At 68.8% G+C, this 12,213-nt stretch carries 9 protein-coding genes; 6 read left to right on the forward strand and 3 right to left on the reverse strand.

What is annotated here, in order from left to right; genetic code table 11:
- Positions 1 to 25: 25 nt before the first annotated feature.
- Both G1H11_RS00370 and G1H11_RS00375 read right to left on the reverse strand, forming a co-directional pair.
- Entirely contained in the window at positions 26 to 4,648 is a 4,623-nt protein-coding gene (locus G1H11_RS00370) for an ATP-dependent helicase (RefSeq protein WP_163815019.1), read from the reverse strand.
- A 403-nt stretch (positions 4,649 to 5,051) separates the two neighbouring features.
- Positions 5,052 to 5,693: an excalibur calcium-binding domain-containing protein gene (locus tag G1H11_RS00375; RefSeq protein WP_163815020.1), complete on the reverse strand. Its 642-nt coding sequence runs from the start codon at positions 5,691 to 5,693 to the stop codon at positions 5,052 to 5,054.
- A 181-nt stretch (positions 5,694 to 5,874) separates the two neighbouring features.
- Here G1H11_RS00375 and G1H11_RS00380 point away from each other — a divergent pair, with 181 nt between their 5' ends.
- The 6 genes from G1H11_RS00380 to G1H11_RS00405 all read left to right on the forward strand — a co-directional run bounded on the left by G1H11_RS00380 (position 5,875) and on the right by G1H11_RS00405 (position 11,351).
- The gene (locus G1H11_RS00380; RefSeq protein WP_163815021.1) at positions 5,875 to 6,060 is read left to right on the forward strand and encodes a DUF3046 domain-containing protein; all 186 of its coding nucleotides are present in this window, start codon (positions 5,875 to 5,877) and stop codon (positions 6,058 to 6,060) included.
- A 69-nt stretch (positions 6,061 to 6,129) separates the two neighbouring features.
- Complete coding sequence (locus G1H11_RS00385; protein WP_163815022.1) at positions 6,130 to 7,071, forward strand: ATP-binding cassette domain-containing protein; 942 nt, start codon at positions 6,130 to 6,132, stop codon at positions 7,069 to 7,071.
- Positions 7,071 to 7,904 carry an ABC transporter permease gene (locus G1H11_RS00390; protein ID WP_216843292.1) on the forward strand — a complete coding sequence of 278 codons (834 nt, stop codon included), beginning with the start codon at positions 7,071 to 7,073 and terminating at the stop codon, positions 7,902 to 7,904. The genes G1H11_RS00385 and G1H11_RS00390 overlap by 1 nt, the downstream gene beginning before the upstream one ends.
- Positions 7,901 to 8,710 (forward strand): ABC transporter permease, encoded by an 810-nt coding sequence (locus tag G1H11_RS00395; RefSeq protein WP_216843293.1) that lies wholly within the window; start codon positions 7,901 to 7,903, stop codon positions 8,708 to 8,710. Before G1H11_RS00390 ends, G1H11_RS00395 begins: the two co-directional genes overlap by 4 nt.
- Positions 8,707 to 9,963 carry an MFS transporter gene (locus tag G1H11_RS00400; protein WP_163815023.1) on the forward strand — a complete coding sequence of 419 codons (1,257 nt, stop codon included), beginning with the start codon at positions 8,707 to 8,709 and terminating at the stop codon, positions 9,961 to 9,963. Before G1H11_RS00395 ends, G1H11_RS00400 begins: the two co-directional genes overlap by 4 nt.
- A gap of 38 nt (positions 9,964 to 10,001) precedes the next feature.
- Complete coding sequence (locus G1H11_RS00405) at positions 10,002 to 11,351, forward strand: aminotransferase class I/II-fold pyridoxal phosphate-dependent enzyme (protein ID WP_163815024.1); 1,350 nt, start codon at positions 10,002 to 10,004, stop codon at positions 11,349 to 11,351.
- Between the two features lie 156 nt (positions 11,352 to 11,507).
- Here the strand turns inward: G1H11_RS00405 and G1H11_RS00410 are convergent, their stop codons facing one another.
- The gene (locus G1H11_RS00410) at positions 11,508 to 12,158 is read right to left on the reverse strand and encodes an FMN-binding negative transcriptional regulator (protein WP_163815025.1); all 651 of its coding nucleotides are present in this window, start codon (positions 12,156 to 12,158) and stop codon (positions 11,508 to 11,510) included.
- Positions 12,159 to 12,213 lie beyond the last annotated feature (55 nt).

The following is a 12,213-nucleotide window of genomic DNA, read 5'->3' on the forward strand; positions in this document are numbered from 1 at the left end:
TGCGGTCACCCATTCGGCCGCAGGCTCAGGAGCGCAGCCGGAGCCCGCGCGGAGTGGCGTAGAAGCCGGCGTCGCTCAGGGCCTCGCCAAGCGGCGTGCCGGTGATCTGCTCGCCGTCGGCGCGTTCCACTCTCAGCCCACCCAGGCCCCCATGCCGGACCGTCGCGGCAAGCGCGACGGCGGCCCGGTGCAATATCTCGGCGTGATCATGCCATGACAGGATCGTCCGCCCGCCGCGCTCTACGTAGAGGACGAGCTCGCCGTCGACAAGCACCACCATCGCGCCCGCCTTGCGTCCCGGACGATGACCGGACTCGCCGTCCGTGGCGCCCTCTCGAGTGCTAGGACGTTCGGGCCAGGGCAGCGCCGCGCCGTACGGATTGGCAGGATCGGTGGCCGCCAGGACCACGGAGGCGGCCTCGGAGCGGTGGCCCGCAGTGGTCGCGAAGGTGCGCAGCCGGTCAACCGCTCCTACGGTGGCGAACTGGGCGGCGCCGAGGCCGCCGACGAAGTATCCGCGTCGAGCCCGGCCGGACTCCTCGAAGGCAGCGAGCACCTTGTAGGCAGCGGCGAACCCGCCCGGCAGCCGCTCCGAGACGACCGCGCCCCGGGTCACCACACCGTGCCGGTCGAGTAGCGCTTCAGCGGCGGCGTGCGCTCTCCTGGTGGGATCGTCGTCGTACTCCGGAAGCAAAGACCACCGCCCGGCCGCCGTGGGAGGGCCGGACCGGACGGGCATTGCCGCTCGTCCCCGGCGGTAGCGCGACCTGCTGGATACGGGGCGTGAGCGGTGCGCGCCGCGACTGCCCGAAAGCAGCGCGCGCATGGCCGCCAGGGTGTCGTTGGTGACCAGGCCGGCCCAGACTAGGTCCCACAACGCAGCGGTGATCTCCTCGTCTGTCACCGCTGGCGGCCGGGTGACGGCATCGGCCACGTCGGCGAGAGTGCTACGGGCGGTGTCCGGTGCCGTCGGCCCGTGGCTGACGGCCCCGGCGACGGAGTCGGCCAGCTGGCGATAGAAGAATCCGCCGCCGTGGTGCAGGGCGTCAATGATCGCCCGGTGCACCGGCGTGTCCGGCGGGGCCTCCGGCATCGGCAGAGTCAGCGGTGCCGTATCCGCCAGATGGAGGGACACCCAGCCATCGGTGCCTTGGATCACGCCTCGACCAGCCCAGATCACCTCACCGGCGGTGGTGAGCTCGTCCAGCCACGCGGGGTTGTACTCGGAGAGGCGCGCCGGTAGCACGAGCCTCTCAAGCGCGGTGGCCGGAACTGCCACGCCGTCGAGCTGCTCGACGACGCGCATCAGGCCGTCCGGACCGTGCAGGGAGCTGCCCACCGACTGCCAGACCGGCAGAAACCGTCCGAGCGTGGCGGCGTCGACCGGCTCGGCCTCTTTCCGCAGTATGGCGAGAGACCGGCGACGCAAGAGCCGGAGCACGTCGGCGTCGCACCAGTCGGTGCCCGATCCGCCCGGCCGGAGTTGCCCCTCGACGACGCGCCCGGCCGTCGTGAGGCTGCGCAAGATCGGATCGACGACAGCGCGGCCGAGGCCGAATCGGGCCGCCACCGCGTCGGCGTGAAATGGTCCGTGAGTGCGGGCGTAACGGGCGACGAGGTCGGTGAGCGGATCGGGGGCGGCTTCCAGGAAGTCCGGATGGACTCCGGCGGGAACGGACACGCCCAGTGCGTCCCGGAGCCGGGCGACGTCCTCGACCGCGGCCCAGTGCTCGTCTCCCGCGACACTGAGCGCGACGACTCGCCGCTGCCGACTGAGATCCTGAAGGTAGTCGAGCGCCGCATCGGGTTCCACACAACGGGCCGCTACCTCGTCCGCGGTGAGCGGGCCGAGCTGACGCAGCAGGTCAGCCACCGCCTCAGCATCTCGTGCGCGGCGTTCCTCGACGAGCCGTTGCAGCTCGGCCTCGGTCCGCTCGACCATCTCGGGGTCGAGCAGCTCGCGCAGTTCGGCCCGCCCGAGCAGCTCGGAGAGCAGTGTCGAGTCGAGAGTCAAGGCCTGGGCGCGCCGTTCGGCGAGCGGGGAGTCTCCTTCGTACATGAAATCGGCGACGTAGCCGAACAGCAGGGACTTGGCGAACGGCGATGGCTGCGGTGTCTCGACCTCGACGACCCGGATCTCACCGGACGCGATCTGTTGCATCAGCCGGTTGAGGCCGGGCAGGTCGTAGACGTCCTGCAGACACTCCCGCATCGTTTCCAGCAGCATCGGGAAGGAGCCGTACTTTGCGGCCACGCTCAGCAGCTGAGCGGATCGCTGGCGCTGCTGCCACAGTGGTGAACGCCGGCCCGGCTGGCGTCGGGGCAGCAGCAGGGCCCGGGCCGCGCACTCGCGGAACCTCGAGGCGAACAACGACGACGCCCCCACCTCGGCGGTCACAAGGTCGTCGACGTCGTCGGGATCGAGCACCACCAGTTCGAGGTCAGGCCCGCCACCGGTCGGCTCGGCGTCGGCACTGGTGAACGTGTCCGGGATGCGCAGGATGATGCCGTCGTCGGCGTAGACCGCCTGGACGTCGACGCCGTAACGCTCCCGCAGGCGCGCGTCCAGTGCCAGCGCCCACGGGGCATGAACCTGCGCACCAAAGGGAGAGTGGACCACGAGCCGCCAGTCGCCGAGCTCGTCACGGAACCGCTCGACGACGATGGTGGTGTCGTCCGGGATCTGGCCGGTGGCCGCGCGTTGTTCGCGAAGATAGGAGAGCAGGTTGTCGGTGGCCCACTCGTCGAGGCCGGCTTGTGCGCCGCGCTCCCGGGCCGCGGCATCGTCGGCGCTCGCGACCTCCCGGACGAACGCGCCAACCGCCGCGCCCAGCTCCATCGGCCTTCCCAGCGTGTCACCCTTCCAGAACGGCAATCGCCCGGCGCGGCCGGGTGCCGGAGAGACGGTGACCCGGTCATGGGTGATCTCCTCGATTCGCCAGCTGGTGGCACCCAGGGAGAAGACGTCGCCGACGCGAGACTCGTACACCATCTCCTCGTCGAGTTCACCAACCCGGGAACTGTTGCGCGCGCCACCAGCGAGGTAGACGCCGAACAACCCTCGATCCGGAATGGTCCCGCCGCTGGTGACGGCGAGCCGCTGGCTGCCAGGCCGGGCACGCAACATCCCCTCGTCGCGGTCCCAGACGAGACGGGGACGCAACTCGGCGAACTCGTCGGACGGGTACCGGCCCGCCAGCATGTCCAGGACCGCCCGGTACGACGACTCCGGCAGCTGGGCGAACGGATAGGCCTTGCGGACCACGTCCAGGAGCTGGTCCACCGGCCAATCGTCCATGGCGACCATCGCGACGACATGCTGCGCGAGGACGTCGAGGGGATTCCTGGGAAGGCGCAGCTCCTCGATCTGGCCGGCGCGCATCCGCTCGGACACGACCGCGGTCTGGACGAGATCACCGCGGAACTTGGGGAAGAGCACTCCTCGCGACACTGCGCCGACCTGGTGCCCGGCGCGGCCCACCCGCTGCAAGCCGCTGGCGACCGACGGCGGTGCCTCGACCTGGACCACCAGGTCGACCGCTCCCATGTCGATGCCGAGCTCGAGGCTGCTGGTGGCGACCACGGCGGGGATCCGGCCGGCTTTGAGGTCGTCCTCGATCAATGCCCGCTGTTCTTTGCTGACCGAGCCGTGGTGAGCGCGGGCGAGCGTGCGTCCGGCGCCGCGGGCGGTACCGGACTGGGCGACCAGCTCTGCGGGTGAGCGCTGCGGTGGCGGAGTCTCCTCGGCGATCTCGTTGAGGCGGCTGGTGAGACGCTCCGCCAGCCGGCGGGAGTTGGCGAAGACGATGGTGGAGCGGTGCTGTTCGATCAGGTCGGCAACGCGCTGCTCGACGTGCGGCCAGATGGAGCCGCCGGGCTTGTCTCCGCCGTCGTGGTCCACGGCGTCAAGCTTGGCCAGGTCGGGGACGGGAACCACCACCTGCAGATCCCAGTCCTTCTGGCTCTGTGGGGCGACGACCTCGACCGGGTGCGATCCTCCCAGGAAGCGCGCCACCTCCTCGACCGGGCGGACGGTGGCGGACAGCCCGATGCGCTGAGCGGGTCTGGGCAGCAACGCGTCCAGACGCTCGAGTGAGAGCGCCAGGTGGGCGCCGCGCTTGGTGGCCGCCACGGCGTGCACTTCGTCGACGATCACGGTGTGTACGCCGTGCAAAGCTTCCCGTGCCTGTGAGGTGAGCAGGAGGAACAGCGATTCCGGCGTGGTGATGAGGATGTCGGCCGGACGCCGCGCGAAGCGGCGTCGTTGATCTGCTGGAGTGTCGCCGGTGCGCACCGCGGTACTGATGGAGGGCGCAGGAAGGCCGAACTCCGCGCTGGCTTTCGTGATGCCGTCGAGGGGCTCTTGCAGATTGCGAGCGACGTCGACCGTGAGCGCCTTGAGCGGGGAGACGTACACGACGCGGCAGCCCAGCGCTGGGTCCGCGGGCCGAGGCTCGGAGGCGATCCGGTCGAGTGACCACAGGAAGGCCGCCAGTGTCTTCCCGGATCCGGTGGGGGCGACGACCAGGGCGTTGCGCCCGGCGGACACGGCTCGCCACGCGTGGCTCTGCGCGGGTGTGGGCGTGCCGAACGATCCGGCGAACCACGCTCGGGTGGCCGGACCGAACATCTCCAGCACGTCGTCCATGCCACCATCCTGCACCCGGGCACCGACAGCCTGAACGAAACTGTCCAGTCAGGGCACCGGCGGCACGTGCCGAGCCCCGTCGTCACTCATGTGGACCTGTCGCCTCATCATCAATGGTCGAAACCTGATCAGCTCGGAACGCATCGATGTCGACGTCTCTGCCCGGCGAGACGTTTTGGCGAGCCCTGCCCGCGAAACGAAGCCCCCGGAACGGCGCTGAGAGGCTACACCCCGCGCTCTCATGACCGCCGGCATTCATGCTGAATGACTCCTCTCTCTTGACTGCGAGCATGATCTCGTGGATTGATTCAGGCCTCTATGAAGATCTCCGACCGCGCGTTCCCACGCTACATTCCAGACGGCACACGGTGTCGCCGGCGGAACACAGCTCGTGACGTCGATGTCATTCGCAGGCGATGCCGTCGTTGTCGCGGTCGAGATGCGAGGCATAGCCCGGCTCGCCTCGCCGCAGCGGAGCCTTTCCCGCGGCGCGCACAGCGTCGCAGTTCTTGTAGTAGACCTCGGCCGGCTCATCGTCAGGTTCTTCCTCGACCGGCGGCGGATCGTCGATTGTCTGAGTGCTTGCCCTCTCCCGCTTCTCGAGCTCGGCCTCCCTGTCGTCGAGTTGCTCCGACAGCGAGTCGAGTTCGCTGGCACGTGTCTCGAGATCGGATTCGAGCTCGTTCAGTGCCGTCTCGCGCTTGTCGAGCTTGGCCGCGCGCTCGTCTAACCTCGTTTGTCGCGCGTCCGCGTCGGATTCCCTCCGTTCCTTGTCAGATTCGAGCCTGGACACGGTGTCTTCCGCGGTGGCCAGCTCGCTGTCGAGGTCCGCGACGTTCTGACGGGCGTCGTCTAGTTCACGCAGTGTTGTCGCGAGTTCTTGATCGAGGCTCTTGTACTCGTCGCTCGCGGTGGCGTCGTCGCTCCCGCTCGCGCCCACGCCCAAGGTGAAGGCGATCACGCCCACGGCGACTGGCACAAGTAGTCGACGCCATCGTGGTACCGCCTGGTGCGAATGCTTGTCCGTGGTGATGTCTTCGGTCATGTGCCTGCCCCCTCGGTCCGGCTCCGGTGCCCACCTGATCCATTTCCGCGAAACGTATTGATGTGAGCGTTGGCCTGATAGGGCCGAAAGGCCCGAATTGGCCTGGACTCCTGATCTCCTCTCGGCCACACTGGGCTGGCCGGTGGTGCACGTTCGGGAGCGAATGTCGGATACTGGGCCGGTGCGGGCGACGGATTTCTGGGAACGGATGGAGCACCACCTCGGTGCCAGCTACGTCGACTCCTGGGCGCGTGACTACGTGCTCGAGTCGCTGGGCGAGCGGACGGTCCATCAGGCGCTCGCCGCGGGCGAGGACACCAAGGTGGTCTGGCGTGCTGTCTGCGAGGCATTGAATCTGCCCTCGTGAGAACTTGGAAGCATGCTCGAAGCGAAACCGAGGTGAGTTTGTCAGGATCGGGCTGTAGCGTCCGTATACGTGGCACCTCACCCTGTTGACCGGCCGTTGATCAGCGCTCATCAGCTGACCAAACAGTTCGGTGACTTCACCGCGGTCGGCGGCATCGACTTCGAGGTCCGTGCGGGCGAGGCCTTCGGGTTCCTCGGCCCCAACGGTGCGGGCAAGTCCTCCACCATGCGCATGATCGGCTGTGTCTCCCCGCCCAGCGCGGGCACACTGCGCATACTCGGTCTCGATCCGGCCGCCGACGGTCCCCAAATCCGAGGCCGGCTGGGCGTGGTGCCGCAGCGGGACACTCTCGACGAGGAACTGACGGTCCGGGAGAACATCCTCGTCTACGGCCGGTACTTCGGCCTGCCGCGTTCCGTGGTGCGAGAACGTGCGGCAGAGCTGCTGGACTTCGCGCAGCTCACCGATCGCGCGGACAGTATCGTGGAGCCGTTGTCCGGCGGGATGAAGCGACGCCTGACCATCGCCCGGTCCCTGGTCAACAATCCTGAGCTGCTCCTGCTCGACGAACCCACCACGGGTCTGGACCCGCAGGCCAGGCATGTCCTCTGGGATCGTCTGTTCCGGCTCAAGCGCTCCGGCGTGACGCTGGTTCTCACCACTCACTACATGGACGAGGCGGAGCAGTTGTGTGACCGGCTGGTGGTCATGGACGGCGGAAGGATCGTCGCCGAAGGCTCGCCGCGCCAGCTCATCGCCGAACACGCCACCAGAGAGGTGCTCGAGCTCAGGTTCCCGGCCGACGATCACGCCGCGTACGCGGTGAAGCTGGACGGCTTGGTGCCGCGGATCGAGGTTCTCCCCGACAGGCTGCTGTTGTACACCGAGGACGGCGACACCACCGCGAAGGCCGTCCACGACCGTGGCCTGGCGCCGTTGTCCGTGCTGGCCCGGCGATCCACGCTGGAGGATGTCTTCTTGCACCTCACCGGCCGGACCTTGATCGACTGATGAATCGGCCGACATCGCACCTGTCCGGCGAATCCGCGCCGCCCTCTCCTCAGCCCGCCGAGGGCAGGATGTGGGCTCGCGCGTTCTCGTACTGGATGGCGAGTTACCGCCGGATCTGGCGCGGCTCCCTCGTCAGCGGCTTTCTCAATCCGGTCCTGTTCCTCGCCGCGATGGGCATCGGACTGGGTGCCCTGGTGGACAACGGTTCCGCGGGTGGGGTGCAGGGCGTCACATACCTGACCTTCCTGGCTCCCGGAATCCTCGCCGCACAGGCCATGCAGACCGCCGTGTTCGAGTCGACGTTCCCCGTCCTCGGCGCCGTCAAATGGCAGCGCCAGTACCACGCCATGCTCGCCGCACCGCTAGGCGTCCCGGACCTCGTCGTCGGGCACCTCGTGTTCGTCGCCATGCGAGTCGCGATCACCAGCACTGCCTTTCTGCTGATCACGGTCGCGTTCGGCGCGATCGGATCATGGTGGGCAGTGCTCACGCTGCCGGTGGCCGTACTCACCGGGCTGGCATTCGCCGCGCCGGTCTTCGCCCTCGCGGCACGGCAGGATGGCCCCGGCGGATTCAACATGCTGTTCCGCTTCATCATCATGCCGATGTTCCTGTTCTCCGGGACGTTCTTCCCGGTCGAGCAGCTGCCGGCAGCGCTGGAGCTGGTCGCCATGGTGACGCCGCTGTGGCACGCCGTGGAGCTGTGCCGGGGCCTGGCACTGGAGACGATGACCATGGTTCCGGCGCTCGGCCACGTCGCCTACCTGCTGCTGTGGGTAGGCGCCGGGCTCTGGCTGGCACTGGCGAGCTTCCGCAAGAGGCTGGTCCTGTGAACGCGGCACAACGGGTGGCGCGCACGGTGCCGATTCCCGCCGGCGCCGGCATGGCGAGAGCCCTCGTCGAGCGAAACGTGCGGGCCTACAAGCACGGATGGATCACCTTGCTCAGCGGCTTCTTCGAGCCGATCTTCTACCTGTTCTCGCTGGGCGTGGGTCTTGGTGCGCTGATCGGCGAGATCGACGCCGGTGGTGGCCGCGCCGTGGCGTACGCGTCGTTCGTGGCGCCGGCCCTGATGGCCTCCGCGGCGATGAACGGCGCGGTCTTCGACTCGACCTTCAACGTCTTCTTCAAGCTCAAGTATCAGAAGCTCTACGATTCCGTTCTCTCCACACCGCTGGGGCCGCGTGACGTCGCGGTGGGGGAGATCGGCTGGGCACTGATCCGGGGCCTGCTGTACTCGACCGTCTTCCTGTTCGTCGCCGCGGTCAGCGGAGCCGTGGAATCGTGGTGGGGTCTCCTGGCCGTTCCCGCGGCCACTCTGATCGGGTTCGCGTTCGCCGCGGTCGGCATGGCGCTGACGACGTTCATGCGCACGTGGCAGGACTTCGAGTACGTCAACCTTGCCATCCTGCCGATGTTCCTGTTTTCGGCGACGTTCTTCCCGCTGGCCACCTATCCCGGTGTGCTGCAATGGGTGGTCCAGGCTACGCCGCTGTATCACGGCGTGGCGCTGACCAGAGAGCTGATGCTCGGCGACATCGGCTCCGGGATCCTGGTGCATGTGCTGTACCTCGCCGTGATGGGACTGGCCGGCGTGATCGCGTCGGCCCACCGAGTCGAACGGCTGCTACTCCGATGACCACGAGCGATACGAACGTCGACCTGACCGCGGTGCAGCGGCGAACGGTGTCCGTCCTCGTCGGGAGCCAGGTCGCCGGTGGGCTCGGGGTATCCGCGGCGATCGCCGTAGGCGCGGTGCTGGTCACTCAGGTCTTCGGCCGGGAGGACCTCTCCGGCCTGGTTCAGAGCTCCCAGGTCTTGGGTGCGGCCTTGCTGGCGATGCCGGCCGCCGCCCTTGCGGTGCGTTACGGCAGGCGAGCCGGCCTCGGAGTGGCTTACGCCCTGGGTGCGCTCGGCGCGGTGGTCGCCGTCGTCGCGGCGCAGACGGAGATCCTCGCACTGCTGCTCATAGGTACGGCACTTCTCGGGGGTGGCACTGCGGCAGGCCTGCAGGCACGGTATGCGGCCACCGACCTCGCGCCGCCCGATCGCCGTGGCCGCGCACTCTCTGTGGTCGTCTGGTCCACCACGGTCGGAGCCGTGGTCGGGCCGAACCTGGCCGGACCGTCCGGGAGGCTGGCCGAATCCTTGGGCATCGAGGCGCTGGCCGGCCCGTTCCTCGTGGGAGCCGTCGTCATGGCTGCCGGCGCCGTCATCGTCGTCGCCGGGCTGCGTCCCGACCCGCTGGTGCTCGCCCGGTCCGGCCAGCCGCCTGGACCCGGCGGTCGTCGCCGGCGCGTCCTGCGAACCGGTTGGACAGCGATCTCCGGATCACCGCGGGCGCTCTTCGGCCTGACCTCGATCGTCGTCGCGCACACCGTGATGGTGTCAGTGATGGTGATGACGCCGGTGCACATGTCCCACGGCGGTGCGTCCATATCCATCATCGGCTTCGTCATCAGCGTCCACGTGGCCGGTATGTTCGCGTTCTCGCCGATCATGGGATGGCTGGCGGACCGAGTGGGGCGCACACCGGTGGTGATCGGCGGTGTGGCCGTCCTGCTGGCGGCGGTGGCGCTGTCCGGTACGTCGGGTGAAGGACACTCCGCCGGCTTGACCGCCGGGCTGTTCTTGCTTGGCCTGGGCTGGTCGGCGTGCCTGGTGGCGGCCTCGACGTTGCTGACCGATGCGGTGGCCGCTGAAGCTCGCCCGGCGGTGCAGGGTGCCTCGGATCTGCTGATGGGGCTGGCTGCCGCGGGCGGTGGAGCGCTGGCCGGCGTCGTCGTGGGTCGGTTCGGCTATGACGTGCTGAACATGGGCGCGGCGGTTGTGGCCGTGGTGCCGCTCGTGGTGGGTGTGGTGCTTCGCCGGCGGGTACGCCGGGCCGGTTGAGCCCGCTTGGTGGCGCTCTGTACTAGTACAGTTGCGGGATGATGGCGAACACTTCGATCACGGGCAGGACGTCGCGGGAGATCGCGGACAGCCTCGAGGCCGCGGTCGAGTCGGGATCGCTGCGGCCGCACGATCCGGTGCCCTCCGTGCGGGGGCTCGCGACCCGGCTGGGCGTGAGCCCGTCCACGGTTGCGGCCGCGTACCGCGATCTGAGGGTCCGGGGAATCGTCGTCAGCATGGAGGGCCGCGACACCCGGGTGGCCGCCCGGCCTCCGGTGTGGACCGCACCCTCGTCGCCGGCGACGGGCGGCGCGATGAGTGCCGTGGGTGCGCGCGATGTCAGCGACGGCAATCCGGACCGGGATCTCCTGCCTGACCTGCGCGCTGCCATCGGGCGGATCGACACGTCGCCTTGTGTGTACGGCGCGGCCACCGTGAATCCGGCCCTTGCCGAGATCGCCCATGAACAGTTCGCCGACCTGCGGGAGCAGCTCGGCTCCGAGATCGGCCAGGTCGCCGTCGTCGGCGGGGCGATGGATGGTGTGGAAAGGGTGCTCACCAGCTGCACCCGCCCCGGGGACCGGGTGATCGTTGAAGATCCGGGGCATGCCGGAATCCTGGACCTGGCGAGGGCGATGGGCCTGGAGAGCGTCGGCGTCGGCATTGACGACGACGGCCCGGTCCCGGACGACGTCCGACGAGCCCTGCAGACGCGACCGGCGGCGTTCGTCGTGACGCCGCGGGCGCAGAACCCCGCAGGGTCGGCGCTCAGCGCGGAGCGGGCGGCCGTGCTCCGCGAGATCTTGGCCGGCCGGAAGGAGATGACGGTGGTCGAGAACGATCACGCCTCCCTGACAGCGGGGGCGGCGTACGTGTCGCTGAGCGTCGGGCGCACGAACTGGGCCGTGGTCCGTTCGATGAGCAAGCACCTGGGACCGGACCTGCGGCTGGGCTTCCTGACCGGCGACCGGCGCACGGTCGGGAGAGTGGCGGGCCGGCACCTCCTCGGCGCCGGGTGGGTCAGCAACCTCCTCCAGCAGCTCGTCGTCGAGCTATGGCGGGACGAGAGCATGCACGCGTCGGTACGCAGGGCCGAGCGTCGCTACCGGGAACGTCGCGAGGCACTGCTGCTCCGGCTGGCGGAGCACGGGATCACCGCGCACGGCCGATCCGGGCTCAACGTCATGGTGCCCGTACCGCACGAGGCGCCGGTGATCCAGCAAATGCAGGCCCGCGGATGGGCGCTGCGCGCCGGCGATGTCCATCGGCTGCACAGCCCACCGTTCGTGCGGATCACCACGGCCACCCTGGATCCGGCTGAAAGCGAACGCCTGGCGACCGACCTGGCGGCCGTGCTCGCTCCGACATCGTCGAGCCACCTGACCTGACGTCTTCGATCCGCGCCGATTCTGATCGGCCCTCGATTTCGCCCGGGCGTGACGTCCACCATGGAGGCTTGATGTCGTTGGGGCGACACCAAGCTTCCACGGAACCAGTGCACTGCGACACCAAGCTTCCACGGGACCGGCGCACCACACACCTGGCTAGAGGTCGAGCACGTCGGCCATCAGCGCGGCGAGCTCACGGTGTCGTCCCTGCGAGCTGGCAGCGAAGCTGTCGTGGACCCGCCGCTGGATCTCGTCAGGCTTGTCCTGGCTGAGTTTGAACGTGCTCGTGACTGCTTCCACGGTGATCTCGAATGCGGTGATGCCGGCGAGGATGCGGTGGATGTAGTCCATGGACTCGGCCGGATCCCACGCCGGCGGAGCGTGTGCCTCGGTGGCGTCGATGGTGGCCTGGATGACGGCGAGCGACTCGTCGGCGTCCTCGATGAGCCGGACCGTGCCGTGCACGTGGACGGCTGCGTAGTTCCAGGTGGGCGCCGCCGGAGTGACACCATAGACGGTCGGGGAGACGTAACCGTCGGGACCGGTGAACACGGCCAGCACCTCGGGCCGGCCCGTGAACGAGCGCCACTGCGGATTCACCCGTGCCATGTGGCCGATGATCCGCGTGCCAGACAGTGGTGCCTCGTCGGGCGGCGGGCCTTCGGGCCCGGGCGCCCGCAGCATCGGCACATGCGTGGCCGTGGGCGAGCCTCCGGAGACGTTCATGATCAGGCCGAAGGGGTTCTGCCGGATGAGCGCGGACTCCCGCGCGCGCTTGTCCGGACGGTACTGCCGTGGGGTGTGCATCAGGTCACCTATGTACTAGTACGGTTGGAATACCGTAATGTAACGCCTGCTAGGA

The organism is Phytoactinopolyspora alkaliphila (genome assembly GCF_010550695.1).
Classification (GTDB): Bacteria; Actinomycetota; Actinomycetes; order Jiangellales; family Jiangellaceae; genus Phytoactinopolyspora; species Phytoactinopolyspora alkaliphila.